This is a genomic window from Nocardia sp. NPDC050175 (genome assembly GCF_044459885.1).
Classification (GTDB): domain Bacteria; phylum Actinomycetota; class Actinomycetes; order Mycobacteriales; family Mycobacteriaceae; genus Nocardia.
The window spans coordinates 62,090-87,454 of the sequence record NZ_JBITJI010000009.1; the positions used below are offsets into that span (position 1 = coordinate 62,090).

At 66.7% G+C, this 25,365-nt stretch carries 31 protein-coding genes; 11 read left to right on the forward strand and 20 right to left on the reverse strand.

Translation table 11 applies throughout. The features are described 5' to 3' along the window. The first annotated feature begins 1 nt into the window (after position 1). Both ACIBK2_RS28960 and ccsB read left to right on the forward strand, forming a co-directional pair. The gene (locus ACIBK2_RS28960) at positions 2-1,684 is read left to right on the forward strand and encodes a cytochrome c biogenesis protein ResB (RefSeq protein ID WP_396971624.1); all 1,683 of its coding nucleotides are present in this window, start codon (positions 2-4) and stop codon (positions 1,682-1,684) included. Positions 1,685-1,686: 2 nt separating this feature from the next. Next, on the forward strand, positions 1,687-2,655 hold the full coding sequence (ccsB, locus tag ACIBK2_RS28965) for a c-type cytochrome biogenesis protein CcsB (RefSeq protein ID WP_396971626.1): 969 nt from the start codon (positions 1,687-1,689) through the stop codon (positions 2,653-2,655). On the opposite strand, the gene ACIBK2_RS28970 is transcribed toward ccsB, so the two are convergent. From ACIBK2_RS28970 to ACIBK2_RS29020, 11 genes are all read right to left on the reverse strand, one after another. Continuing rightward, complete coding sequence (locus tag ACIBK2_RS28970; protein WP_396971628.1) at positions 2,637-3,095, reverse strand: tyrosine-type recombinase/integrase; 459 nt, start codon at positions 3,093-3,095, stop codon at positions 2,637-2,639. The genes ccsB and ACIBK2_RS28970 overlap by 19 nt on opposite strands. Before the next feature lie 49 nt (positions 3,096-3,144). Beyond that, a complete protein-coding gene (locus tag ACIBK2_RS28975) occupies positions 3,145-3,876 on the reverse strand; it encodes a hypothetical protein (RefSeq protein ID WP_396971630.1) in 732 nt (243 codons plus the stop codon). After that, positions 3,873-4,079, reverse strand: a complete 207-nt coding sequence (locus tag ACIBK2_RS28980; RefSeq protein ID WP_396971632.1) for a helix-turn-helix transcriptional regulator — start codon at positions 4,077-4,079, stop codon at positions 3,873-3,875. Before ACIBK2_RS28980 ends, ACIBK2_RS28975 begins: the two co-directional genes overlap by 4 nt. A 16-nt stretch (positions 4,080-4,095) precedes the next feature. After that, a complete protein-coding gene (locus ACIBK2_RS28985; RefSeq protein WP_396971634.1) occupies positions 4,096-4,617 on the reverse strand; it encodes a replication initiator in 522 nt (173 codons plus the stop codon). Next, the gene (locus tag ACIBK2_RS28990; RefSeq protein ID WP_396971636.1) at positions 4,592-5,356 is read right to left on the reverse strand and encodes a replication initiator; all 765 of its coding nucleotides are present in this window, start codon (positions 5,354-5,356) and stop codon (positions 4,592-4,594) included. The genes ACIBK2_RS28985 and ACIBK2_RS28990 overlap by 26 nt, the downstream gene beginning before the upstream one ends. Before the next feature lie 369 nt (positions 5,357-5,725). Then, complete coding sequence (locus ACIBK2_RS28995; RefSeq protein ID WP_396971637.1) at positions 5,726-6,163, reverse strand: hypothetical protein; 438 nt, start codon at positions 6,161-6,163, stop codon at positions 5,726-5,728. A gap of 152 nt (positions 6,164-6,315) precedes the next feature. Continuing rightward, complete coding sequence (locus ACIBK2_RS29000; RefSeq protein ID WP_396971638.1) at positions 6,316-6,717, reverse strand: hypothetical protein; 402 nt, start codon at positions 6,715-6,717, stop codon at positions 6,316-6,318. 922 nt (positions 6,718-7,639) lie between these two features. After that, complete coding sequence (locus ACIBK2_RS29005) at positions 7,640-8,011, reverse strand: hypothetical protein (protein WP_396971639.1); 372 nt, start codon at positions 8,009-8,011, stop codon at positions 7,640-7,642. Positions 8,012-8,013: 2 nt separating this feature from the next. Continuing rightward, complete coding sequence (locus ACIBK2_RS29010; protein ID WP_396971641.1) at positions 8,014-8,499, reverse strand: roadblock/LC7 domain-containing protein; 486 nt, start codon at positions 8,497-8,499, stop codon at positions 8,014-8,016. Next, positions 8,496-9,284 carry a hypothetical protein gene (locus ACIBK2_RS29015; protein WP_396971642.1) on the reverse strand — a complete coding sequence of 263 codons (789 nt, stop codon included), beginning with the start codon at positions 9,282-9,284 and terminating at the stop codon, positions 8,496-8,498. Before ACIBK2_RS29015 ends, ACIBK2_RS29010 begins: the two co-directional genes overlap by 4 nt. Beyond that, on the reverse strand, positions 9,274-9,666 hold the full coding sequence (locus ACIBK2_RS29020) for a hypothetical protein (RefSeq protein WP_396971644.1): 393 nt from the start codon (positions 9,664-9,666) through the stop codon (positions 9,274-9,276). Before ACIBK2_RS29020 ends, ACIBK2_RS29015 begins: the two co-directional genes overlap by 11 nt. 613 nt (positions 9,667-10,279) lie before the next feature. Between ACIBK2_RS29020 and ACIBK2_RS29025 the strand changes: the two genes are divergently transcribed. Continuing rightward, on the forward strand, positions 10,280-10,492 hold the full coding sequence (locus tag ACIBK2_RS29025; RefSeq protein ID WP_357385491.1) for a hypothetical protein: 213 nt from the start codon (positions 10,280-10,282) through the stop codon (positions 10,490-10,492). Between the two features lie 28 nt (positions 10,493-10,520). On the opposite strand, the gene ACIBK2_RS29030 is transcribed toward ACIBK2_RS29025, so the two are convergent. Together ACIBK2_RS29030 and ACIBK2_RS29035 are read right to left on the reverse strand one after the other, a co-directional pair. Beyond that, positions 10,521-10,730: a hypothetical protein gene (locus ACIBK2_RS29030; RefSeq protein WP_357385493.1), complete on the reverse strand. Its 210-nt coding sequence runs from the start codon at positions 10,728-10,730 to the stop codon at positions 10,521-10,523. Between the two features lie 118 nt (positions 10,731-10,848). Further along, positions 10,849-11,058 carry a BldC family transcriptional regulator gene (locus tag ACIBK2_RS29035; protein ID WP_040739417.1) on the reverse strand — a complete coding sequence of 70 codons (210 nt, stop codon included), beginning with the start codon at positions 11,056-11,058 and terminating at the stop codon, positions 10,849-10,851. Positions 11,059-11,241: 183 nt separating this feature from the next. Here ACIBK2_RS29035 and ACIBK2_RS29040 point away from each other — a divergent pair, with 183 nt between their 5' ends. From ACIBK2_RS29040 to ACIBK2_RS29060, 5 genes are all read left to right on the forward strand, one after another. Further along, positions 11,242-11,595: a DUF4229 domain-containing protein gene (locus tag ACIBK2_RS29040; RefSeq protein WP_396971646.1), complete on the forward strand. Its 354-nt coding sequence runs from the start codon at positions 11,242-11,244 to the stop codon at positions 11,593-11,595. Next, positions 11,592-12,677 (forward strand): PLP-dependent cysteine synthase family protein, encoded by a 1,086-nt coding sequence (locus ACIBK2_RS29045; protein WP_396971647.1) that lies wholly within the window; start codon positions 11,592-11,594, stop codon positions 12,675-12,677. The genes ACIBK2_RS29040 and ACIBK2_RS29045 overlap by 4 nt, the downstream gene beginning before the upstream one ends. A gap of 161 nt (positions 12,678-12,838) precedes the next feature. After that, positions 12,839-13,060 (forward strand): helix-turn-helix domain-containing protein, encoded by a 222-nt coding sequence (locus ACIBK2_RS29050; RefSeq protein ID WP_357385499.1) that lies wholly within the window; start codon positions 12,839-12,841, stop codon positions 13,058-13,060. After that, positions 13,060-13,656, forward strand: a complete 597-nt coding sequence (locus ACIBK2_RS29055; RefSeq protein WP_396971649.1) for a Clp protease N-terminal domain-containing protein — start codon at positions 13,060-13,062, stop codon at positions 13,654-13,656. Before ACIBK2_RS29050 ends, ACIBK2_RS29055 begins: the two co-directional genes overlap by 1 nt. 195 nt (positions 13,657-13,851) lie before the next feature. After that, a complete protein-coding gene (locus tag ACIBK2_RS29060) occupies positions 13,852-14,238 on the forward strand; it encodes a phage holin family protein (RefSeq protein ID WP_150399786.1) in 387 nt (128 codons plus the stop codon). Between the two features lie 29 nt (positions 14,239-14,267). Here ACIBK2_RS29060 and ACIBK2_RS29065 read toward each other — a convergent pair whose 3' ends face one another. Both ACIBK2_RS29065 and ACIBK2_RS29070 read right to left on the reverse strand, forming a co-directional pair. Next, positions 14,268-15,137, reverse strand: a complete 870-nt coding sequence (locus ACIBK2_RS29065; protein WP_396971651.1) for a 1,4-dihydroxy-2-naphthoate polyprenyltransferase — start codon at positions 15,135-15,137, stop codon at positions 14,268-14,270. 69 nt (positions 15,138-15,206) lie between these two features. After that, a complete protein-coding gene (locus ACIBK2_RS29070; RefSeq protein ID WP_396971653.1) occupies positions 15,207-15,674 on the reverse strand; it encodes an SRPBCC family protein in 468 nt (155 codons plus the stop codon). Positions 15,675-15,830: 156 nt separating this feature from the next. On the opposite strand from ACIBK2_RS29070, the gene ACIBK2_RS29075 reads away from it, so the two are divergent. Then, a complete protein-coding gene (locus ACIBK2_RS29075) occupies positions 15,831-19,133 on the forward strand; it encodes a BTAD domain-containing putative transcriptional regulator (protein WP_396971654.1) in 3,303 nt (1,100 codons plus the stop codon). A gap of 124 nt (positions 19,134-19,257) precedes the next feature. Here the strand turns inward: ACIBK2_RS29075 and ACIBK2_RS29080 are convergent, their stop codons facing one another. The 5 genes from ACIBK2_RS29080 to ACIBK2_RS29100 form a co-directional block, all read right to left on the reverse strand. Continuing rightward, the gene (locus tag ACIBK2_RS29080; protein ID WP_396971656.1) at positions 19,258-20,094 is read right to left on the reverse strand and encodes an ABC transporter permease; all 837 of its coding nucleotides are present in this window, start codon (positions 20,092-20,094) and stop codon (positions 19,258-19,260) included. Next, a complete protein-coding gene (locus ACIBK2_RS29085) occupies positions 20,091-21,074 on the reverse strand; it encodes an ATP-binding cassette domain-containing protein (RefSeq protein ID WP_396971658.1) in 984 nt (327 codons plus the stop codon). Before ACIBK2_RS29085 ends, ACIBK2_RS29080 begins: the two co-directional genes overlap by 4 nt. 108 nt (positions 21,075-21,182) lie before the next feature. After that, positions 21,183-22,316 (reverse strand): o-succinylbenzoate--CoA ligase, encoded by a 1,134-nt coding sequence (gene menE / locus ACIBK2_RS29090; protein WP_396971978.1) that lies wholly within the window; start codon positions 22,314-22,316, stop codon positions 21,183-21,185. A 470-nt stretch (positions 22,317-22,786) separates the two neighbouring features. Then, positions 22,787-23,179 (reverse strand): VOC family protein, encoded by a 393-nt coding sequence (locus ACIBK2_RS29095; protein ID WP_396971660.1) that lies wholly within the window; start codon positions 23,177-23,179, stop codon positions 22,787-22,789. A gap of 1 nt (position 23,180) precedes the next feature. Continuing rightward, positions 23,181-24,074 carry a 1,4-dihydroxy-2-naphthoyl-CoA synthase gene (locus tag ACIBK2_RS29100; RefSeq protein WP_357385521.1) on the reverse strand — a complete coding sequence of 298 codons (894 nt, stop codon included), beginning with the start codon at positions 24,072-24,074 and terminating at the stop codon, positions 23,181-23,183. Between the two features lie 94 nt (positions 24,075-24,168). On the opposite strand from ACIBK2_RS29100, the gene ACIBK2_RS29105 reads away from it, so the two are divergent. Next, positions 24,169-24,825 (forward strand): PaaI family thioesterase, encoded by a 657-nt coding sequence (locus tag ACIBK2_RS29105; RefSeq protein WP_396971661.1) that lies wholly within the window; start codon positions 24,169-24,171, stop codon positions 24,823-24,825. Between the two features lie 85 nt (positions 24,826-24,910). Beyond that, a complete protein-coding gene (locus ACIBK2_RS29110; protein ID WP_379291251.1) occupies positions 24,911-25,357 on the forward strand; it encodes a DUF6918 family protein in 447 nt (148 codons plus the stop codon). The last annotated feature ends 8 nt before the right edge of the window (positions 25,358-25,365 follow it).

The window sequence follows — 25,365 nt, forward strand, 5'->3', positions numbered from 1 at the left end:
GATGAGGGGTGGTGGTCGGGCGACGGGTGGGCCGGAAAAACCGCTGACCGAACCGGCACCCGTGGCCCGGCAATCCCCGCTCGGCAGGGTGTGGGCCTTTGTCCGCAATACCTGGCGTGGACTGACCAGCATGCGCACCGCGCTGGTGCTGCTGTTCCTGCTCGCGTTGGGCGCGATTCCCGGCGCACTGCTGCCGCAGCGAAACCTCAACGAGCAGAAGGTCGATCAGTACATCGCGAACCGGCCGACGCTCGGTCCGTGGATGGACCGGTTCGAGCTGTTCGACGTGTTCGGCAGCTTCTGGTTCACGGCCATCTATGTGCTGCTGTTCATTTCGCTGGTCGGCTGCATCCTGCCGCGCTGCTTCGATCACTATCGCGCGCTGCGCACCCCGCCCGTGCGGGCGCCGCGCAACCTCAGCCGGTTGCCGCACCACTACGCGGGCAGCGCCGACGAGACGCCCGACGAAGTCGTCGCGCGGGTTCGGAAAGAGTTGCGCGGCTGGCGAACCGAGGTCAGGCCCGGCACTCGCGACGGGGAGATCACCCTCGCCGCGGAGAAGGGGTACACCCGCGAACTCGGCAACCTCGTCTTCCATCTCGCGCTGGTCTGCCTGCTGGTCGCCATCGCGGTCGGCAAGCTGTTCGGCTACGAGGGCAACGTGATCGTCATCGCGAACAACGGACCGGGCTTCTGCACCACCTCGCCCGCCATCTTCGACTCGTTCAAGGCGGGCAACGTCAACGACGGCACCGGCATGGCGCCGATCTGCGTGCGGGTCAAGGATTTCAAGGCCGACTACCTGGAGAACGGTCAGGCCGAGATGTTCACCTCGAACATCGAATACCAGGCAGGCGCCGATCTGCAGAGCAACACCTGGCGCTCGACGGCGATCCAGGTGAACCATCCACTGCGGGTGGCGGGCGACCGAATCTATCTGCAGGGCCACGGTTTCGCGCCGACCTTCACCGTCACCTTCCCGAACGGGCAGACCCGCACCGAGTCGCTGCAGTGGCGGCCCGACGACGCGCGGACCTTCCTGTCCAGCGGCGTGCTGCGGATCGATCCGCCCGGCGGCATGTACGCCACCGACGAGGAGCGGCGCAAGAACCAGATCGCCATCGAGGGCCTGTTCGCGCCGACCGCGCTGTTCCACGGCAGCCTGATGACCTCGTCGTTCCCGACGATGAACGATCCGGCCGTCGCCGTCGACATCTATCGCGGCGACACCGGGCTGGACACCGGAAAGCCGCAGTCGCTGTTCGCGCTGGATCCCGAGCAGGTCAAGCAGGGTCGACTGACCAAGGAGGCCAGGGTCAACCTGCGCCCCGGCGAGTCGACCAGCCTGCCCAACGGCACCAGGGTGACCTTCGACGGCGCACAGGAATTCGCGAACCTGCAGGTGTCGCACGATCCGGCGCAGCAGTGGGTGCTGGTGAGCGCGGTGACCATGATGCTCGGCCTGCTGGTGTCGTTGCTGGTGAAGCGGCGCCGGATCTGGGTCCGGGTCTACCCCGCCGAGGAGCCAGCCGGTACCTTGGGCAAACGACGCACCGTAGTAGAAATGGGCGGGCTGGCTCGGACCGATCAGGCGGGCTGGGGCAGTGAGTTCGACCGACTACGCGCGCGCCTGCTGGACGCCACGCCCGATTCGGCGACGGACGCGAAGACCACGGGAGAGTAAAGATGCCGATCAACGAGACCATCGCGCGCTACAGCGATTTCTCGTTCAAGACCGCGATCGTGGTCTACGCGCTGGTGCTCGTGCTGCTGATCTGGCAGTACGCCACCGCGCGCAGCCGTCAGGTCGCGGAGCGTGAACTCGTCTCGGTCGGTGGACCGGCCAGCGATCCCGCGGTGCCGGGTCGCGTCGTCGGCCCGCCGGAGAAGTCGATGTCCGAGCGCCTCGGCAACATGGCGTTCTCGGTGCTGGTCGTCGCCATCGCGCTGCACATCGGCTCGATCGTGTTGCGCGGCTTCGCGACCCACCGGTTCCCGCTCGGCAACATGTACGAGTTCGTCACCATGGCCACCGCGGCCGCGGTGCTGATGGGCGCGCTGTTCCTGCGCGAACAGCGCTACCGGTCGATGTGGGTCTTCCTGCTCATCCCGGTCGTCATCCTGCTGTTCCTCGCGGGCACCATCCTCTACGCCGACGCGGCTCCCGTTGTCCCCGCGCTGAAGTCGTACTGGCTGCCCATCCACGTCACCATCGTCAGCATCGGCAGCGGCGTCTTCCTCTTCGCCGGCGTCTCCAGCATGTTGTTCCTCTACCGCCTGCGCCAGCCCGAAGGCCAGGAGTCGAACAACATCCTCGGCGTCATCGCGCGCCGCCTCCCCGACGCCCGCACCCTCGACCGCCTCGCCTACAAAGCCACCATCATCGGCTTCCCCCTCTTCGGTGCGGGCGTCATCCTCGGCGCCATCTGGGCCGAGGCCGCCTGGGGCCGCTTCTGGGGCTGGGACCCCAAAGAAACCTGCTCCTTCATCGCCTGGGTCCTCTACGCCGCCTACCTGCACGCCCGCGCCACCTCCGGCTGGCGCGACACCAAGGCCGCCTGGATCAACATCGCCGGCTTCATAGCCATGCTCTTCAACCTCTTCATCATCAACATGGTCATCAGCGGCCTGCACTCCTACGCGGGACTGAACTGAGCGGCTTCTACCTGCGGATTCGGGTCGTCCCCATCATCGGTAGAACCCAGCTCATCGGCTTCGGTACGCAGTGAGTACGCAGTGGAACCGGGCCAATCCCGGATCGCAGCACCGACCGCGAGACGGGTTGTCTCGTCTGCGTCGGGCCACAGATGGGCGTAGTAGCGCAGGGTGGTGATCGCGCTGCCGTGGCGAAGGCGAGCCTGCACGGCCTTGATGTCAGCGCCGCGACGGATCAGCAGGGACGCGTAGAAGTGGCGGAAGTCCTGAAAGCTGAACTCCTCAGGCAGACCCGGAACCTTCGCCTTCGCCGCCCGCAGGTGCCATCCGATCACCCACGGCGAGACCGGCTTGCCGAACTCGTCGCACACGAGGTTCTCGCCAGGGAACGTCCGCGCCGACTCCTCCAGCATCGCGACGAGTTCCGGCGGTACCGGCACCGGTTTGGCACTCGACTCGGTCTCGAGTGGACGCGCTGGCCACTGCACTTCAGGCTGGACGACACCGTTGCCGAAGTCGACATCCTTTGGTCCGAAGTCCGGCGGCCTCCGAGACACGCAGCCCCACGAACGACCCGAGCAGCACCGCAACCCTGAGGCGGGCAGGCATCGCATCATGCAGCGCCCAGACCTGTTCTGATGTAGCCACGTAGACCTTCTGCTGTCCCGTATTCGGTGATGTGCGCCGCGAGCATGGATTGCGCGCCAACAGCCCATCGTGCATCGCGTCGCCCAGGATCTGAGCCAGCCGCGAGTGGAGGCTGTAGACGTAGCTGTCGGCCAGGCCCTCGGCCTTGAGCGCAACCATCCATTTCTTCACGGTGGAGGGCCGAACTGCTGACAGTTGCAGCGACCCGAGCCCAGCGTTGATCTTCTTGACGTGCCAGCCCGCCAGCTCGACAGTCTTTTCGCGATGGTTCGCGTACCCCTTCAGCCAGTCGTTGGCCCACTGCTCCACGGCCTGCTGGGAGTCACGCGGTGCAACGTGAATGCCCTGTACCAGGCTCGAAACCTGCGCATCGAGCCACGCCTTCGCATCCGTCTTCCGGGTGAATCGCTTGCTGTGCTCGATACCACCGTCATCGACATAGCGTGCGCGCCAACGCTTTCCCTTGCCGTCGAGCTTGGAGGGAACCCGCAACACTGTGCCGTCTGGCTGCCGTTCGTCCTTGGTCCATAGGTCCTCTACGCCTGCGCGACGGTTTCGGCGAACCCCGGTCATGCGGCATCACCGAGGACGGCACTTGCTTCCTGCTCTGCGATCCAGGCCAGTACGACCGACTTGCGCCAGACGCGTCGGCGCGCTCCGAGTTTGAAGCTGGCAGGTCCCTGCCCGACATGAGCCCACCACCGCCATGTCGCTTCCGGAATCCCAGTCAACGCTTCGCAGTCCTTCGCCCGCAGGTAAGTCTCATCTTCAAACATGCCGATTCCCTCTTCCCTACGCTGCTACTCGCTGAGTTGCTGAAGTTGCCGAAGTTTCTGGTGGCTCCGGTGGTGGGTCGGCTGCCAGCTGCGCTTTGACGTACTCCGCACGCCACGTCGAACGTTTCGCGATCGAACCCAGGATCAGATGTTCACGCAGGGGCCGGGACTTATCGCCCGGTTCGACCGGCGTCACCTTGAAGTGACTCGTGTCCGGTTTGGTGATTCCGGCGTCGGCGAGCAGTTGCCGAACAAACTCGACCCGGTCCTGCTTGTGATCCATCAAGGTTTTGCCGGACCACTTGCGCGACACCAGCACACGACGACCAGGCAGGCCGAGAGTGTCGCGGCGGTGTGCTTTGCCCCGGCAGCGACCCGGCACCGTCTTGTCGCTGGCACCTTGGGGGACGATGCCGTATTTCAGCCAGACCGCGCAGCGAGGCGAACACGGGGTGTGCTGCAACTGCGCATGCAACCGGTCGTAATGCTCGGTCGCCCGATCCGATTGCGGCTCAACGATTTCCGCGATCGACTTCACCAGGTACTTGGTGACGTAGCCGATGGTCCGACCGGCCTTTTCCGTCCCCGCCCCCCGCGATACCGGTGATCTGCTTGCGATCCATCTGCGGCCCGAACCGCACCGTATGCGCAGGCTCGAGGTCATCGACAGCGTCGAGGATGTCCAGCGCGTCATCCCAATAGGTCAGCGCCTTACCGGTTTCGGGATCTACGAAGGTGGCCTTCTTGTGATCCCACACCGGAATGTGCGTACCGCCGTACACCTGGTCCTCGGCATCGAAGCGAGGCCACCACACCTGATGGTAGGTAGCCGCGGTGACCTGCTTGAGGATCTCGCGGGAAACCACACCACGGATCAGGATGTGCAGGTGCGGGGCACCACGCCGCTGGGGTTCCACCGTTGCGAAGTACTGCACGTCGTAGCCGACGCAGCGGCGCAGGTTCTGAATCCAGCGATCGACCAGCTTGGAGAAGAACACGATATCGCGGGCCGCGCGGGGGTAGTTGTAGTGCTCGGGGTCGACCGGGGAGCCGTCCGAGCAGGGTTGGCCTTTGTCGTTGACTGCGCCGTCGGCGTGGATCTTGCCGTAGCTGTCCATCGTCAAGGTGACGAACATCGAGGACAGGTGCCCGCCGACCGGCCGAGCCTGGTTCAGATGCTCGACAGCGGGTTGATCCCGGTCGTACATGCCGGACAGCCAGAAGTCATCACCGCCGTACGCGCTGCGACTCCCGGATCGGCCTGGACCGTCGCCCAACTCTGGTGTCCACGCGACATCGCACGATCGCGAATCATCGACCGAGACACTGGTGACGTTGACGCTCGCCTTGCGGCATGGGACGCCACACCCCCGTTGGCCGATGCCGATATCAGCGCCGACACCGGAGCGCTAGCCCCCACTGCATGTGCCGACGCGATCCTCCGCACGGTGGAGTCCCGGTGACCCCTTTCGACGTCGTCGTGCCCGCGGCTCACCATCCGGAAGAGCGGTGGCGCCGTTGACTTCCCCGCCACCCGTCGCTATGCCGAACGAGCTGCCGGGACATGGGTCGACTACTTCATCCTCTCGGGTTCCACCACCAGAGGAGACCTTCTCCACTCAGAGCAACGCGCCGCGATCGTCGATCTATGGCTTGAAGTCGCCAAGCCATCCCGGCTTCTTCCGTGTTGCTGGGAACCTGTCGACTTCGACCATGCGGTAAGTCGGGAGGTGACCCCGATGGCTGTGCTGCACCACGTTGAGGGACTCGACGCGTTGGCGTTCCTTCGCCAGCTGCCCAGTCCTGCAACGATCTACAGCCACTCCATGTTCGAGGGTGCGGTATTCGATGCTGCGCTTGCGAAAGTTGCCCGCGCGGCCGATGTCCTGCCTATTGGTGGAAAGATTGCCAAGGTCAACACCGCTGAGGTTGGTGCTATCCATGAAGCCGCGGGCGATGCCTTCCTTAGCCCGCAACCAGCGGACCAGCACGAGCGCTCCGGCGATCACGGCAGCACCTACCAAGACGGTGCCGTAATCGACCGGAGCCTCTTGCTTTTTCCGGCGATGTTTCGCCAAACCCACCACCTCCTCCCTGGGCGCGATGTGTGGACCATGTCCATCGCCCCCCCGGAAAGAGGTGTGTCTGCCCTACGCCATCGCTAGGCCCGAAACCGTTGAAGCACAACAGATTCCCTCGGACCCGCAGCATCCAGCGATCCCCAACCTATTCGTCGTCAGCAACCCTCACCGATAGCGCTAATTGGGCCACCGGAATCGCCCTGGCAGGAGTCTTTGCCGCCCTCTATTTCCGCACCCATGCCCGAGCTGCCACTCTTGCCCTTGCCCGCCGGGCTACCCGGCTTGTCCTTCCCCTTGCCCGCCGGGCTACCCGGCTTGTCCTTCCCCTTGCCTGCCGGGCTACCCGGCTTGTCCTTCCCCTTGCCTGCCGAGCTACCCGGCTTGTCCTTCCCCGGTTTCCCAGAGTCCGACACGGCCGGTTTTTGCGACTTAGCCACTGGCTCCTTCATCACACCGAAGTCCGGGACCTGCGCCGACGCCGCACCGGTGGCAAGACCGGCGCAAGCCACCACGACGAGTAGGCCGCTTCCCAAAGCTGCCAACGTTGTGCGAATCATTATGTAACCCTCCTCGAGTCAGAGCGGACCGATCAACACCGCAACGGCACACCAACCCGTTCGGCGCACACTCTCCTATTCGATCCTGCGGACTGCGCGGATCGAACGGATGTGTAGACGCGCGAACCGCGAGAACTCGCCTACGCAGGTTGCTGCCGAATTCCGCCATTGAGAATCAAGGAGCGCCTACGGCGGGCGCTACCGCGCCCGCAAGGTCAGCTCCATGACACTCTTGGTCGCTTTGGGCATATCCGAGTAAGTGTGGGCACGACGAGAGCCGTTCCCGACCTACCTCCGCAGCCAGGATCGAAGCCGCGGAGCTCGTAACGGGGTGACTGGCTGTGGTGCCGATCATTGGAGTCAGCGAGGAATCGGCCGGCGCCGTGTCGAGGTGGTTGCGCGTGGTTTCGTAGATCCCTGCCTCCTCATGGCCCAATTGTCTGACCTCACTCGGACGAGTCAAGGGAAAGAACGCCCTTGACACGACCTCCCTCCGCTCAGGGGTCGCCAGTATGAGGAAGCAGGGGAAGGGAAGTCGCCGGGATGTGTCCGGGCACGACAAAGCCGCGGGGGTGTCATTCCCGCAGCTTTGGTACGCAATCAGTACGCAGTGGCACCCACCGATGCCCTATTCAGCCAACGCCACAGCCCAGAATCCCCAGGTCAGGCCCACCGCGTCAGTTCCAGCCCACCAGCACAAACGCAGGGACCGATGTTCATCAACATGGTCATCAGCGGCCTGCACTCCTACGCGGGACTGAACTGAGCGGTCTCGTCGATGGCACCACGCTGAGCGGGCGCTGTTGGGTCGCAACAGGTTTGGGCTTATTCGCCATGGGAATGTCAGGTGGACAAGCGGCAGCCCCGCAGCTCGATCGGGCACGAGGGCGGGGCTGCCGGCCACCGGGGCGGGTGCCCCTGCTTACACCTCCAGGTCTTCCTCGATGCCCTTGAGGCGGTGGCGGGCCAGTGCGAGATTGGCTCGGTTGCGGTCCAGCGCGAGATAGAGGAACAGGCCCTTGGACTTTCGGCCGGTCATCGGGCGGATGATGTGGTACTGGCCGGATAGTGTGATGAGGATGTCTTCGATGTTGTCGGCCAGGCCGAGCTGTTCCATGGTGCGCATCTTGGCGCGCACGACCTCGGTGTTGCCCGCAGCGGCGACCTGAAGGTCCAGCGCCTTGGAACTGCCGAGGGTGCCTAGCGCCATGCCGCTGTTGTAGTCGACGACGGCGGCGCCGAGCGCGCCGTCGATCACCATCATGTCCTTCAGTGACAAATCCAGGTTGGACATGCCTATTCCTTTCCTTGGGTTTTCGGTCCCTGGTCTTTGCCGAGGTTGTTCGCCATGGCCGCCATGTGGTCGGCGATCGTGCGGGCCACCGGCCGGGACTCCAGGTGCAGCCTGCCGACGTTCACCTCGGGGCCCGCCAAAACGGTCAATGAGGTCCAGCCCGCCGCGTAGACGACAACGTGCCCCTCGGTGCCGTGCACAACGACCTCGTGGAACCCGCCGCCGTTCGCGGTGATCGCCAACCGATAGGACAGCGAAAGCTGCGCGGCGGCCAGCGCGGCCATTCCGGCGGGCTCGATATGCGCGGGTAGATCGTGCGCGACAAGTAATCCGTCGCTGGACGCCACCACCGTTCCGGTCAGCCTCGGCACGCGTTCGCGTAGCGCCGTCAACTCCGCGAGCACCGCGGCGTTCGGTTCGGGTCCGGACATCGACACCTTGGTCAACCTTCCCATCAGTTCGCCGAGCAGTTTTTTCCGCGCGGTCACGCGTCCTCCAAAGCAGCCCGCAGGCGGACAAGCAAGTCGGGGTCGACCGGCTTCCAGCGGTCCGGGGCCGGAACCGGTGCGGTCGGTCGCACCCGGCGTCGGCGGGGTGGTGGCGTCGCCTCGATGACCGGCGGGGCGGTCGGCGATTCGGCGGGCATGACCTGGACGGGTGGCTCGATGAGCCCGGCCGCGGTCAGTTCCCGCACCGCGACCAGACACCCGTAGCTGGTCCGGCCGAGGTAGTCGCCGATGCCTGCGACGCTGCGTCGAGCGTCCGCGGCGGCGAGCACTTCGGCCTGGCCGCCGGTGAGGACGACGCGCCGGCGCCTGCCGCGGCGGACGGGTACGACCGGCGCGCGATCGACCAGCTGCGCGGGCCATGGCGTCGACTCGGGATCACCGCGCCGCTCGCACTCGTGGACAAGTACGTGCGGGGTGATCCGGCAGACGGTGGCGAGCCAATGTGGTGGCGCGGGCCGGAATTCGGGCACCGAAGGTGACGCGAGCAGGAAGTAGGCGGCATCGAATACCGAGAGCATTGCCAGGGTTTCCAGCCTCGGCTGTTCCAGCAATCGGCCGGCGTCGCCACCCTCGGCTCGGCGCCAGTCGTCCGCGGTCGCCACGCCTGCCTCCATCACGAGCCGGGCAAGTCCGCTCGTGCGCAGGCAGTCGGCCGAGGTGATCGCTCCCTCGGTGAGCTGAAATGCGCCGTCGCCGACGAATAGCACGCCGGTGCCTTTCGCTATTTCCAGTCGCCGCAGTTCGTCGGTCAGTTCAACGGTCATGACCTGGCCCGACGAATTCGGCGAGAATTCCGCGGAGCCGGAATCGCGCCATCGCCAGATTTCCGGTGTCGTCGTCGAATAGGACGTGCATGAAAAGGCGACCGTCGAAGTCGCCGTTCACCAGATTGAGCAGATGGAATCCGTGGGTACCGCAGACGATGAGCTCGGTGAGGTCCTCGCCGTCGCGACCGGTCGTCAGCGCGGGGCAGTCGAGCACCGCGCGCATCACGTCGGTGGTGGCCGCGGCACCTTCGTGCTGGTCGACGACGTCGTGCCGGCCCGCCGCGGCAATTGCCAGGCCGCTCGCGCCATCCACCAGGGTCGCGCTGCGCGCACCGGGAATGTCCATGATGCGTTCCAGACAGCCGTCAACACCGATCACTGCGTCACCACTTGTCGTATCAGGGGTTCAAGAATTCCAGAGATTACACACTGCTGGTGCGTGACGCGCGGTAAATGCCGCAAAACTTTGCTCTAAAAATCGGACCGGGCCGGAAAAGGAAACCTGTCGGTATTCGGACCTTGCAGTATCTATTACCTTTCAGTATTGAATACCTCACGGTTCGCTGATTCGGCTTGCCGCCATAATTTGCCATCGGTCGGGTGCCGGGCTGTGTCGACCACTGGCTCGGTCTTCCGGAATCACTCGGCCCGTGGCGTTGGGGCGGTTCGAGGCGGGTGGTCGAGATCGCGGCCGAGCGGGGTGTGCGGGGCGGGTCAGTGCGGATTGAGCCGACGGCGGCAAACCTCAGCGGGCCGGCTTCGATTCGCGGGCGACCGGTGGGGGGATGGTCAGCGTGACTTCACTGGAATTAGTTCGGCCGAAGAGTCCGTTTTCGGAATAGTGTCCGGCATCACTGAGCTTCTCGGGTAATAGCCAGCGCGCAAACAGTGGCACAGATCACGTGCTACCCGGCGTGCCGTTCCGCGAAACGCCGTGTCCTGTCTACAGGCGATGCGCTGACCCGGCGCACAGACGGTTGAGGAGCGGGCTCTTGGATTCCGATTACTTCACCTATCTCCCGGCTGCGGTGGCTGACGCGGACGGGAGTTTGGTAGAGCAGTTGAATGACGGTGCGTTGCGCAAGCTGGTGCAGACGGCGGCCGGGCTCTCCGTGGAGGCGCAGCACTACCTGGCGATGCTCGCGAATCGACTGCGTGCGAGCGAGGGCTTACACGCGCGCAACTACGCCGATGGTGAGATGTAATGCGCGGGAGGGGATCCGGGCCGAGCGCTCAGCGCTCAGTGGAGTCGGAGTCTCCGTTGCGGTGCTGGCGGGATAGCCGCCAGAGGAACTCGGGGTCGTCGTCGGGTCCGACGACGCGCTTGCGTTGCGGTGAACGCGAGTGGGTTGCGGACGGTCCGGCAGTTCTCTCGGGGCCGAACGCTTTCCAGCACAACACCGCGACTGCCACGACCGCGATGAGTGCCAACAGGTACGTCACGTCGCTCACCTCCTGGTTACGAGGGTAGTCCCGTGCGTAGCTCTCGCACACCGCAGACGTGAAATAGATACGCCGGGTGGGCGCGGGCCCCGGCACGATGGGCCCGCGCGGCCCGCAGTCAGCGTGCGGTCGCCTCAGTAGTGAGCGACTTGAGCAGCTGCATTACCTCTGATTCGCGGAACCGGCGATGTCCGCCCGGTGTGCGCAACGACCCGAGACGCCCGGCATGAGCCCATCGGGTGACCGTCTTGGGGTCGACGTGGAACATGGCAGCAACCTGCCCTGGTGTCAGCAGGGTGTCCTGGCCGCCGACGGTGATCGCACTCATAGCAAACCTCTCCGTTCTCGACAGTTCCCTCATCAGATGGCGTCATCGTTGCACTGAAACCCCTAGGTACTCGAACCACCTACTGTTGGTAAAGGGGAAGTAATAGACAAATCGGATATGCTGCCGACCTCGGCGACAGGCGCGCGCTGAGGGCGGGCAACAGCTTCGCATAGGCTGAGCGACGTGAGTGACGCAACTCCACCGGATGGTGCTCCAGGACAGCAAACCGCTGGCGCGGGTCAGCGCCTTGCCCGCAACCTCGGTCTGTACACGGTCGCCAGGCTGGCCCTCGTCGTGCTGATCACGCTGCTGATCGTGGGGCTGGCCCGGCTGGTCAAGGTGGACATCCCGCTGGTGGTCGCCGCCCTGTTCGCCCTGATCATCGCCATGCCGCTGTCGCTGATGCTGTTCAAACGGCTGCGCGTGCGGGTCAACGAGGACATCGCGGTGGTGGACGAGCGCCGCCGCCACGACAAGGCGCAACTGCGCGCCCGGTTGCGCGGCGATGGCCCTGAGGACAATCAGGGGGCATCGTGAAGTCCTGTGATCGCAGCATCCCGCGCGACTGGGTGGACAACGCGGTCCGGCTGATCGACGCCGACGCCCAGCGCAGTGCCGACACCCACCTGCTGCGGTACCCGCTGCCCGTCGCGTGGAATGTCGAGCTGTATCTGAAGGACGAGTCCACCCACATCACCGGCAGCCTCAAGCATCGGCTGGCCCGGTCGCTGTTCCTCTACGCGATCTGCAACGGCTGGGTTACCGAGGGCACCACGGTGGTCGAGGCCTCGTCGGGCTCGACCGCGGTGAGCGAGGCGTATTTCGCGAAGCTGCTCGGCCTGGATTTCGTCGCGGTGATGCCGGCGAGCACCTCGCCGCAGAAGATCGCGCTGATCGAAGCACAGGGTGGCCGTTGCCATTTCGTGCGGCGCCCGCCCGACATGTACACCGAGGCGGCGCGACTGGCCGCCGAATGCGGCGGCCACTACATGGATCAGTTCACCCACGCCGAGCGCGCCACCGACTGGCGCGGCAACAACAACATCGCCGAATCCATCTTCGAGCAAATGACGTTGGAGTCGCATCCGGTGCCGGACTGGGTGGTGGTCGGCGCGGGCACCGGCGGCACCAGCGCCACCATCGGCCGCTACATCCGATACCGCAGGCACGCAACGAAATTGGCCGTGGTCGACCCGGAGAACTCCGCGTTCTACGGCGGCTACGAGACCGCCGACTCGGGCTACGAGACCGGAATGTCCTCGCGCATCGAGGGAATCGGCCGCCCGCGGGTGGAGCCGTCGTTCGTCGGCCAGGTGGTCGATCGGATGATCGGCGTGCCCGACGCGGGTTCCATTGCGGCAGCTAGGTATGCGAGCAAGGTGCTCGGCCGTCGGGTCGGCGGTTCCACCGGCACCAACCTGTGGGGTGTGTTCGCGATCATCGCCGAAATGCTCGCCGCCGGTCGCGGTGGCAGCGTGGTCACCCTGCTGTGTGACGGCGGAGATCGTTATGCCGGAACGTATTTCGACGACGCCTGGGTCGAGTCGCAGGGCCTGAGCCTGGTCGAACCGACCGCGATCCTTGACAAGTTCGCCGCCACCGGCGAGTGGGCGGGCTGAGGCGCACCGAACCACCCTGATCAACCGAAGGCCACCTTCATTCGGGACATCCACCCGATCGAAGGTGGCCTTCGTGCTGTGTCGGGTGTTCGCCGACCGTGAACAACCTTCGCGTCAATTTTTGTTGACATCCGCCCGGTGCGTCAATCAAAATTGACGACATGACTGAAGCAACCACTCTGGCGGCCGCCGCGGGCAGCCCCGACCCCAAGGTCGGGCTGCGCGCGGTGCTCGCACTGCGGCGGCTGCTCGAACGTCTGGAAGCCATCCAGGTAGCCAATGCCCGCGAACAGGGCTGGTCCTGGCAGGCGATCGCGGAGGCGCTCGAGGTCAGCAAGCAGGCAGCCCACCAGAAGCACAATCAGAGAGGCAGGAACCGCTGATGTTCGAACGGTTCACCAAGTCGGCGCGGACGGCCATCGTGATGGCCCAGGAAGACGCGCGCGAATTGCGCTCGCCGCACATCGAGATCGAGCACGTGCTGCTCGGTCTGCTGTCGCAGGGCGAGGAGGAACTGAAGGCGCTCTTGGCCGAGGCGGGTGTCACGCACGAGAGCGTGATGACCGCGCTGGCGGCGCAGCGCAAGGGCGAACCGCTGGGGAGCGAACCGCTGGGCGAGGAGGACGCCGAGGCGTTGCGCTCGATCGGTATCGACCTCGACGCCGTGCGTGAGTCGCTGCAGGCCAATTTCGGCGAGGACGCGCTCGACCGCCCGATACCGGAGGGGCGGCGGGGTCCGTTCGGTTGGGGTCGCGCGGTCACCTACGGCCACATCCCGTTCACGAGCGACTCGAAGAAGGTGCTCGAGTTGTCCCTGCGGGAGGCGCTGGCCCGCAAGGACAAGACCATCGAATCCGGGCACGTGCTGCTCGGCATCCTGCGCGCGCCCAACCAGACCACCGTGGGCCTGTTCGGTGGCTCGGGGCCGATCCACGACCTGCGGCCCAAGGTGCACGCGCTGCTCGATCGCGCGGCCTGAGATGGGGGACATGTGTCGTCGCGGCGCATCGACGATGTTCGCGGAACCCGCTGCGGTCACGCCGCGCGGCCGCCGTGAATTGCGTTGTGAGACGACACATGTCCGCCCGGTCGCATAACATGCGCAGCCGGACGAAGTCCGTCGTCAGCCGCGCCGGGCCGAGCGCAGGCGAGGCACTCGCTTTAGCATGGGCGCATGCAGCTTCTGATTCGGTTGATCATCAACGGGGTGGCCATCTGGCTGGCCGCCGCCTGGGTCGACAAGATCGACATCATCAGTCCGGCGGACAACGGCAATGTCGGCAAGGTGCTCGTCGTGCTGGCCGTCGCCGCGGTGTTCACGGTGGTGAACGCGCTGGTCAAACCGATCGTCAAGCTGCTGTCGCTGCCGCTGGTGATCGTCACGCTCGGCCTGTTCCTGCTGGTGATCAACGCGCTCATGCTGTGGCTGACCGCGAAGATCACCGAGACCACCGACTACGGCCTGCGCGTCGACGGCTTCTGGGCTGCTGTGATCGGTGGCCTGATCGTCTCGATCGTCAACTGGGTGCTCGGCATCCTCGTGCCGGACGGCGACGACTAGCGCGGCTCGGTCCGTCACACAAAGGTCCGTCACACAAAGCTGATGGCCAACGCGGTGAGCGCCGACCAGGCGAGCATCGCGAGGCCGGAGTCGCGCAGCGCCGGAATGAGTTCCAGGCCGCCCTTGCCGGACCGGACCGGCGCATTGGCGCGCACCGCGAGCGGAATGGCCAGCAGGCCTACCAATGCGAACGGGGTGCGCGCCACCAGGAGCAGTGTGCCGATGAACGGGATGGCGAGCAGCGCGAGCTGCAGCGTCCTGGTCCGCGGGTCGCCGAGTTTGACGGCCAGGGTGACCTTTCCGGACTGCGAGTCGGTCGGGATATCGCGCAGGTTGTTCGCGACCAGCACCGCGCTGGAGAATGCGCCGACCGAGACCGCGAGCACCACGCCCGCCCAGTCGATCTTTTCCGCCTGCACGTACTGGGTGCCGAGCACGCCGACCAGGCCGAAGAACACGAACACCGCGATCTCACCGAAGCCGCTGTAGCCGTAGGGCTTACTGCCGCCGGTGTAGAACCAGGCGCCGGCCAGGCAGGCCACGCCGACGAGCAACAGCCACCACGCCGTCGTCGCGGCCAGGATCAGGCCGATCACCGCGGCGATGCCAAGGCTCAGGATCGCCGCATTGCGCACCGCGGCGGCCGAGGCCAACTTCTGCCCGACCAGCCGCACCGGGCCGACCCGCACGTCGTCGGTGCCGCGAATGCCGTCGGAGTAGTCGTTGGCGAAGTTGACGCCGATGATCAGGGCCAGCGAAACCAGCAGCGCGAGAACGGCTTTCCACCACACGGCACCGTCGAGCGAGGCGGCGGCGCCGGTGCCTGCCAGCACCGGGGCGATTGCGTTCGGCAGGGTGCGTGGACGCGCGCCCTCGATCCATTGCGCTGCTGTAGCCATCCCCGCAGCATAGTGTCGCGGTCGGACATTAGCCGTTCAGAGCCGACGCCCCGCGCCAGCGTGGAGCGCTCAGCCCCCGTTGCTCTCGGCGACCGCCTTCAACCGCGCGAGCCCCTTCTCGAAGTCCTTGCCGACGATCTTGTCGGTCGGCAGGATCTTGGAGAGCACCTTCATCAGGCCCTGCTGCGTCCCGCTCATCCGCCAGACCACCTCGGTGGCGCCGGATTCGGTCGGGTTCAGCTCGAACAGCACCTGATTGGTGGCCTGCCACGGCTTCTCGAAGATCAGCCGGATGCCGATCTCGCGATCGGCGCTGGCGACGACCTCCATGCTGCCCGCACCGGCCTTACGGTTGCCGATCCAGGCGTACTTGGCGCCGATACCGGCGTCCGGGCCGGTGTAGGTGCGCTGCAACTGCGGGTCGAGGTCCTCCCAGGGGGACCACTTCGTCCACTCGTGCAGGTTGTCGATCAACCCGTGAATACGCGACGGCTCGGCCGAGATCACGGCCTGCCGGACCACTTCGAACTCAGCCATGCGGACAGCGTAGGCGACCGACCACTGGAAATGGGGTAAAAAACCATGTCGGCTCGGACCGCCTTACTCGCATACGATTACCGCGGGATGTTGTCGGATCAACGCGGCCCGAATGGCCGCGGTCAAGCGTTGCGGGCGCCCGCAGGTGAACCAGTCGTGGTCGCCCTGCTGGGCGAGATCGCGCTGCGCCGAGACGGCGCGCTGACCGCGCTACCCGGTGCCCGCTCCCGCCTGTTGCTCGCCGCTTTGGCCTTGCGCCCCGGCCGTAGCCGCAGCGCTCAGTCCCTGATCGACGACGTATGGGGCGAACAGCCGCCGCGCGCACCGATGAACGCGCTGCACACCCAGGTGTCCCGGCTGCGTTCCGCGCTGCCCGACGGCGCGCTGGAGATCGGCCCGGCCGGCTATCGGCTGACGTTGCGTGCGGACCAGGTGGATCTGACCCGCGTCGCCGAACTGGCCCGCCTGGCCGGCGATTGCCGGACCGCCGGTGACGACACGGGCTGCCTCGACGCGGTCGCGCAGGCGCGGGCGCTGTGGCGCGGCGAGCCGGGCGCGGATCTGCCGCCGGGTGAGGTCGCGGACGCGCTGCATGCCCTCGCGACGAGCAGGCTCGCCGAACTGGACGCGCTCGAGCTGGCGGCGCGCGAGTCGACCGGCGACCTCGACGGCGCGCTGCGGATCGCCCGGTTCCGGGTGCGCCTCAACCCGCTGGCCGAGCCTGATCAGCTCACCCTGATGCGGCTGCTCGCCGTGGCGGGCCGCCCCAACGAGGCCCTGGAGTCGTTCGCCGCCTTCCGAACTCGGCTGGCCGAGCAGCTCGGCGCGGACCCAGGACCGGCGCTGGTGGAGTTGAATACCGCGATCCTGCGCGGCGATTCGCTCGGCCCGATCGTTGCGGCAGCGCCGACTGCTCCGCAAACCCCCGGCGCGGCAACACCTTCCGGAAACGGCGGCTCGCCACTGCCCGACGCGGATTTCGTTATGCCCGCGGCGATCGGCCTGCGCGCCGCGCCCAATCCACTGCTCGGTCGCGAGGCCGATCTGACCATGCTCGACGCACTGCTGCGCTCGTCGCGGGTGGTCACGGTGCTCGGCCCCGGCGGGTCCGGCAAGACCCGGATCGCCAACGAGGTCGGCGCGCGGACGGCTCGGACCCGCTCGGTGGTGCTGGTGGAGCTGGCATCGATCCGTGCGGAGGACACCGACGTCGTGCTCGAGATCGAGGCCGCGATCAGCGCGGTGCTCGGTCTGAGCGACACGTCGTTCGGCACGCCCCTGCAGAATCGTGAGGTTGTCGCGGCGAGCAGGCAGCGTCTGCGCAACGCGGTCGCCGCGCGTCCGATGATGCTCATCCTGGACAACTGTGAGCATCTGATCGACGCCACCGCGAGGGTGGTCGCCGACCTGATCGGCGTCGCTGATCTGCTGACCGTGCTGACCACCAGCCGCGCGCCGCTGATGATCACCGCCGAGGCGGTATACCCGTTGCCGCCGTTGACCATCGACGCGGCCGGTTCGCCCGCCACCGAGCTGTTCGCGGCACGCGCCAGGTCGGTGCGACCCGGCGTCCGGCTCGATCCCGAGATCGTCGCGCAGCTGTGCCACACCCTCGACGGCCTGCCCCTGGCCATCGAACTCGCCGCCGCGCGGGTCCGGGTGATGAGTGTCGAGGAGATCAATCTGCGGCTGGCGGATCGGTTCGCGCTGCTGCGCCACGGTGATCGCAGTTCGCCCGAACGTCACCGCACCCTGCACGCGGTGATCGACTGGAGCTGGAATCTGCTGGACGCCCCGCAGCAGGTGGCGCTGCGCCGATTATGCCGATTCCCAGCGGGTTTCACGCTGTCCGCGGCCGAGGCGGTGGTCAGCGGGCCGGCGGTGGACGACGTCGCGGCGGCGGTAGACGGCTTGGTGAACCAGTCGCTGCTCACCATGCTGGACGACGAGGTCCTCGGCACCCGCTACCGCATGCTGGAGACGGTGCGCGAGTACGGCGACGAACAGCTGGCCGGTTGCCCGGCCGAGTCCGACCTGATGGCCGAGCGATTGATGTTGTGGGCCAAGAACTATTGCGCCGACGCCGCGGCCCGCTATCTCACCGGCGATCAGGTCGAGCTCGCCCTCTCGGTCGCCACCGAGCTGGACAATCTGCTTGCGGCACTGCGCTATGCGCTCGAACGACGTGACGCCGCCACCGCGTACACGGTGTTCCCGGTGGTCTCCATGCTGTGGGTGCTGCGCGGTTCGCACCTGGAGGTGGTCGCCTGGGCGCCCCGGGTCGCCGACCTCTATCCGGCTGATACCGGACCGGACGCGCCACCCGGCGACCTGGTGTTGATGAGCTATCAGACGATGTTCCTGCACCTGGCCTTCAGTCAGGCCAGCGCGCGTGATCTGGTACGGCTGCGCACACGGATCCGCCGATTGCTGCGCAGCAGAGCCGATATCAGCGTGGCCAACCGCTTCGTCGGCAGCATCGTGTTGACCCGCTCCGACGGCCGCGGGCTGGCCCGGTTGATCGCGAATGCCATCCGGTCGAAGGATCTCGAAACCCGTTCCACCGCATTGCTTGTGCGCGCGAACATCAAGGAGAACCTCGGCGACGTGCGGGGTTCGACGGTCGATGCGGTCCACGCGCTCGACATGGTCGGTCAGGACAATGTCTGGAGCGTGGCCATGGTGTGCAGGCACCTCGGCCAGGTGTACGGCCAGATCGCCGAGTACGACAAGGCCGTGGGGCACTACCGCCGCGGGCTCGGCATGCTGCAGCGGCTGGGGGCCTACGAGGACACCGTCGAGACCCGGGCGATGCTGGTCGCGTCGCTACTCGGCGCTGGTTATCTGCCGGAAGCCCGGCGCGAATTGGAGATCGCGCTAGGCTCGTCGGACCTCGACGGCACGGTGCGTGGCAAGAATCATCTCCTCGCCACGATGATGCAGAGCTCCGCCGAGGTGTCGCTCGCCGAGGGCGATATCGAGGGTGGGCTCAGCCGCTATCAACGGGCCTTGGAGCTGTCCGGCTGGCCGGGCAACGAGGCCAATCCGGGACCGAGCGGGCTCATGCTCGGCGCCGCCGTACTGGACGCGCGCGTGCTGTACGGCGCGGTGGATGGCTGCGGCGAGCTCGTCGACGATCTGGTCGATCTCATGTTGCCGACGATGACGCAGTTCCAGGACCTGCCGCAGGTCGGCGCGGTCGCCTGCGCGATCGGGTCGTATCTGATCGCCGCCGACCAGGATCAGGAACGTGGGCTGGAACTGCTCGCGTTGGCGCCGAGGGTCTTCGGCCGTCAGGACTTTCCGTCGATGCGCTGGTCCACGCACGCCGAATTGGTCGACCGGCTGCTCGGCCCGGGCCCGTTGGCGGAGGCCAGGGCCAAGGTGGCGCGGATGCGTCGGCGGGATTCGTCGGACCGGATCATGCAGATCATGGGGGAGTTGCAGAACGCGCGCTGAGCGGCGAATCTGCTTGTCCGCGAAATCAATCGGGCCCGAATGTCGGTGCCGGTCGGAACACGACGCAACGCCGGCCGACCCATGGTCGACCGGCGTTGCGTTGTCCCTCATCGGTTTTCGGTTGTCACGCCCGGCGCATGTACGCCTTGACGGCCAGCGGGGCGAAGATGGCGATCACCACCACCGACCCGATCAGCGAGTAGGCGAGGTTGGTGCCGTAGATGTTGCCGTTCATCAGGTCCTGGGCCGCGTTGACCATGTAGTAGACCGGGTTCGCGTGGTTCAGGCCCTGCAGCCAGCCCGGCATCTTGCTCACCGGTGCCAGCGCGCCGGACATGAACGTCAGCGGGAACATGATCATCATCGAAATGCCCTGCACGCCAGAGGCACTCTTGCCGGTGACGCCGACGAGCGCCCAGATCCAGCTGACCGCGAACGAGCACACGATGATCACCAGTCCGGCGGCGACCACGCCGACGAAACCGCCGCCGGGCCGGTAGCCGATGGCCAGCCCGACCAGCACGGTGAGCACCGTCGCGATGGTGTAGCGCACCATGTCGGCGATCAGCGCACCGGCCAGGGCCGAAATGCGGGCGATGGGCAGGGATTTGAACCGGTCGAAGACGCCCTTGTCCATATCCTCGCGCAGTTGGGTGCCGGTGACGACCGAGGTCAGGATCACCGTCTGCACCAGGATGCCGGGAATGAGTGTCGGCAGGTAGTCGTGCACCGACCCGCCGATCGACCCGCCGAAGATGTAGGCGAACAACGCGGTGAACAGGATCGGCTGGACCGTGACGTCGAACAGCTGTTCCGGATTGTGCTTGATCTTCAGCAGGCCGCGATAGGCCATGGTGAACGAGTTCTCGATGGTCTTGCGCACGCTGATGTGGTTGCTGACCTCGGGAATGTTGACAGGTGCCGCGCGGCGCGGCGTAACTGGTGCGGTGATCGTAGTCATGCCGCGCTCCGTTCGGTGTCGTCGTCGGCCGGGCGGCCGGTGATGGTGAGGAAGACCTCGTCGAGGCTCGGCTTGCTGACGGTGATCTCTTCGATGCCGATCTCCCACTCGCGCAGGCGAATCAGCAGATCGGCGGTCATCCCGGCATCTTGCAGCGGTGCGGTGAGCCGACCGGCCTCCGGCGTGATCACGGCGTCGACCGCGAGGAACTCGCTGACGATGCGGCGTGCCTCGCCGAGCTGAGCCCGGTCGGCCAGGGTCAGGTGCAGCGACGAGCCGCCGACCGAGGCCTTGAGCTCGTCGGCGGTGCCGTCGGCGATCACCCTGCCGTGGTCGATCACCGCGATGCGGTCGGCCAGCTGATCGGCCTCGTCCAGGTACTGCGTGGTGAGCAGCACCGTTGCGCCCTCGCGGACCAGCCTGCGGATGGTCTCCCACATCTGGGCGCGGGTGCGCGGGTCGAGGCCGGTGGTCGGCTCGTCCAGGAACAGCAGCGGCGGGGTCGCGATCAGGCTGGCGGCCAGGTCGAGCCTGCGCCGCATGCCGCCGGAGAAGTTCTTGAGCGGCTTGGTCGCCGCCTCGACGAGGTCGAACTCCTCGAGCAGGTCGGCCGCCTTGCGCCGGGCGTCGGTCCGGCTGAGGCCGAGCAGGCGGGAGAACAGGATCAGGTTTTCGGTGGCGGACAGGTCCTCGTCGACCGAGGCGTACTGCCCGGTGACGCCGACCAGCGACCGCACGGCCGTCGGTTCGGCGACCACGTCGTGGCCGAAGATGCGGGCGCTGCCACCGTCGAGCCGGAGCAGCGTGGCGAGCATCTTGATGGTCGTCGTCTTGCCGGCCCCGTTCGGTCCGAGCACGCCGTACACCGAGCCTTGCGGAACCGCCAAGCTCACACCGTCGACGGCGCGCTGTTCCCCGAACACCTTGACCAGCCCGTCCGCCTCGACGGCGAGTGCTGAAGTGGGTGCGAAAGAAGTCATGGGTAAACAGTGCGGCCGACTTCTTGCACGGCCCTTGCACGACGATGACATGGTCGCTTGCGTCCGCGGCCCGCACGCTGTCGTGCCACGCGCATGATCGCGTCGGCGCTAGTGACTCGCGTCGGCGAGCAGCTTTTCGCGCAGCGTGGTGCGGTCGGGCTTGCCCGGGCCGCGCATGGGGATCTCGTCGACCAGCGTGAGCTCGCGCGGGGCGGCGATCGAATCCAGTTCGGCCACCACGTGTTCGCGTAGTTCGTCGAGGGTCGGCACCGCGCCGGGGGCGGGTACCACCACGACCGCGACCCGCTGGCCGAGGCGCTCGTCCGGCAGGCCGAGCACCACGCATTCGCGGATGGCCGGGTGGTTCATCAGCACGGCCTCGACGACCTGCGGGATCACCAGCAGGCCGCCGGTCATGATGGCCTCGTCGAGCCGGCCGGTGATGCTCAGCCTGCCGTTGTCGAAGGTGCCCGCGTCCTCGGTGCGGAACCAGCCGGGCTCGGCGAAGGCGGGACTGTCCGGTTGGCCGCGGTAGCCCGAGGCGATCATCGCGCCGCCGAGCAGCACCCGGCCGTCCTCGATGCGCACCTGTGTGCCGTCCAGCGGGATGCCGTCGTACACGCAGCCGCCGCAGGTCTCGCTCATGCCGTAGGTGCGAACGACGTTGATACCGGCCGCTTTCGCGCGCTCGTACACCGGAAGCGGGGTGGCCGCGCCGCCGACCAGGACGCCGTCCAATTGGGCGAGCGCCGCCGCGGCGACGGGTGCGTCGAGCGCCTTGATCAGCTGGGTCGGCACCAGCGCGGTGTAGCGCCGGTCGCCGCGCATGCCGGAGACGGCACCGGCCAGAGCCTCGGGCAGGAACCCGCCCGACACGTCGAGGATGGTCGGCTGGGTGCCCGCCAGGATGCTGCGCAGCAGGACCTGAATGCCCGCGATGTGATGCGTCGGCAGGGCCAGCAGCCAGCTGCCCGGACCGCCGAGCCGGTCGTGCGTTGCGGTGCCGCTGGCCCGCAGCGCGGCGGCACTGAGCATCGCGCCCTTGGGCACGCCGGTGGTGCCGGAGGTGGTCACCACGAGCGCGACATCGTCATCGATCGTCTCGCCGGGCGCGAGCGCGTCACTGAGTCGCCTGGCCTCGCGGCGGTCGCTGGTCGGGATCGGCAGCCACGCGGGCCCGCTGCCCTCCAACGCTTCTCGCAGATGGGGAAGGACCTCGCCCGCGCCGGAGCCGGTCGGCATAGGCAGCGTGCGAAGAGTGCGGCTCACGACGCCACCTCGCTAGCGCTAGGTTCCATCGTTCGCACTGTGTCGATGGCTCGCCGGAACGACCGCACCCCGTCAACGCTCGGATGCCCGCCGGGCTCACTCACGACCCCACCTCGCCGGCGCTCGGCCCCATCGTTCCCAGAGGCGCTGTGCCTACGGCTCGCCCACTGCGCTCGCTCACGGTAGCGATCGTGTCATGGCCGCGTCGCCGAACGCGGAACGGGTGGTCGGTTTGCTGGGGCGGCAGGAGACATGTGTGGCCGCCCCCAGGAAATGGGGCTCAGGTACGCCAGGCATCGAGACTGCGATTCACTCGTCGGACGGGTTACGCACGGAGGCCGGGCCGGACATCGGCGGTCGGGGGCCATCCGAGCGCTATCGTCCTCGCCACGGCAGCCCTTGGCAACTCGGTCCACCGGCGGATCACACCTGCGAATGTAAGGTCAGTCCGCTGACCTGCGCGAATCGCGGCGGATCGGATGATCCGGCGGTATCTCGACCAGCACGATCGGCACCCCGTCCGGGTCGCGCACCCACATTTCGATCAGTCCCCACGGCTCCTGAACGGGTGCCCGGTCGATGGCGACGCCCTTCAGCGCGAGCTCCGCCGCGGCGTCCGCGGCGTCGCGCACCTGGAGCCAGATGGCTCCGTCGAACGCGGACGGCCGACCCGATCCGCCGTGCGCGGCCACCTCCACCAGCGACTGTCCAGCGAAGAAGACCGTGCCGCCCGGATACTCCCGCGCGATGGCCAGCCCGAGCCCGTCGCGATAGAAATCGAGCGTCCGCGCGTAGTCGGCAGGCCGCAAAATGATTCGGCTGCTGAGGATGTCCATGTCAGAAGTACCAGGGGTAGGGGGTCCAGTCGGGCTTGCGCTTCTCCAGGAAGGCGTCGCGGCCCTCGACGGCCTCGTCGGTCATGTAGGCCATCCGCGTCGCCTCGCCCGCGAACAGTTGCTGGCCGACCAGTCCGTCGTCGAGCAGATTGAACGCGTACTTCAACATCCGTTGCGCCTGTGGGGATTTGCCGTTGATGTCGGCGGTCCAGTCCAGCGCGACGTCCTCCAGTTCGGCATGGTCGACGACCTTGTTCACCGCGCCCATCTGGTGCATCTCCTCGGCGGTGTACGGGCGGCCGAGGAAGAAGATCTCGCGGGCGAACTTCTGGCCGACCATCTTCGCCAGGTAGGCGCTGCCGTAACCGCCGTCGAAGCTGCCCACGTCGGCGTCGGTCTGCTTGAAGCGGGCGTGCTCGCGGCTGGCCAGGGTGAGGTCGCAGACCACGTGCAGGCTGTGCCCGCCGCCCGCGGCCCAGCCGTTCACCAGCGCGATGACCACCTTCGGCATGAACCGGATGAGTCGCTGCACCTCGAGGATGTGCAACCGGCCCGCGCGGGCCTGGTCGACGGTGTCCGCGGTGTCGCCGCTGGCGTACTGGTAGCCGTTGCGGCCGCGGATCCGCTGATCGCCGCCGGAGCAGAAGGCCCAGCCGCCGTCCTTCTCGCTCGGGCCGTTGCCGGTGAGCAGCACCGCGCCGACATCCGAGGTCATCCGGGCGTGGTCGAGCGCCCGATAGAGTTCGTCGACCGTATGCGGGCGAAACGCATTGCGCACCTCGGGACGATCGAAAGCGACACGGACAGTGCCCTGTTCGATGTGCCGGTGGTAGGTGATGTCGGTCAGATTCTCGAACCCGGGGACGGGCCGCCACAACTTCGGATTGAACGTCACGCCAGTGATTATTGCCCTTGGCTCTGAGTCGGCTGATTCGGTGTGTGAAAGTGCCACGACTTGACGGTGTAAAACAACGGGTTACCGTGCATATATGAGTGATGCAGTGAAACCGGTTATCGATCGCAGCGCGGTGGATGAGTCCCGGTACGAGAAGCACGGGGGATTCCCGAAGGTGTCCCGCGCGAAGATCGGGCGGAATTTCGGCCCGTTCGTCGAGGCGATGCGGACGCTGCAGGATCTCGCGGTTTCCGTCGACGCGCCTGACGAGGTCTTCGGTGCCGCGCTCGACCAAGCCCAGGAACTCATCGCGCTGCTCGAGCCGTACCGCGCGCCCGAGCTACAGGGCCCAGCGGGCCGCGCCGTCGAATTGCCCGGCCGCGGAAGCCTTCTGCTGCTGCCGTGGCAGGTGGTCGAGGCGGGTCCGGACGGCATCCAGATGACCGGTGAGTTCCGCCGCTTTCATCTCGGCGGCAACGGCGCGGCGCACGGCGGCGTGCTGCCGCTGCTGTTCGACGATCTGCTCGGCATGATCGTGCACTACGCCGGACGGCCGATCAGTCGCACCGCGTATCTGCATGTGAACTATCGCAAGATCACTCCGCTGCAGACGCCGCTGACCATTCGCGGTCGTGTCGATCGCACCGAGGGCCGCAAGACCTTCATCACCGCCGAATTGCTCGATGAGCAGGGCAATCTGCTCGCCGATTGTGAAGGATTGATGGTGCAGTTGCTGCCGTGGCAGCCTTGAGCCGGTGAGTGCCGCGACCAGTTGCGCGAGGATGCGTATAGTTGCGCCTGCTCGTTCATCGAAACCTATTCCGGAGGACCTGAAAGTGGTTGCAGCACTGTCTGAATCCCTGCTCGACGACGCCAAGCGCCCGGCTTTTCTTGCCGATGCCGTCGAGGTTCTTGATGCCGAGGTCTCGGACAAGGGTGGTGCGTCCGGCCTGGCAGTGAAGGGTGGCTACGCGGCGGTCAAGAAGATCAGCCCGTCGATCGTGCCGGACGCGCTGGCGTCGTTGGCGCCCAAGCTCGTTGCGCAGCTCGACCCGTTCTGGCAGGAATTCGCCGCAACGGGTTCGGGCACGTTCGGCGATCTGCTGGTCGCCAAGTCCGACCAGGTCGCCGAGGCGCTGCTCTCGGTCACCGACGCCCGCGCCGACGCCTCCACCCGGCCCGCGCTGAAGAAGGTCTACTCGTCGATGCGTTCGTCGGCGAAGAAGAACGTCATCGAGGCGCTGCCGCGCGTCGGCGACCTGATTCAGAAGCACGCCAACTGAATTAACAC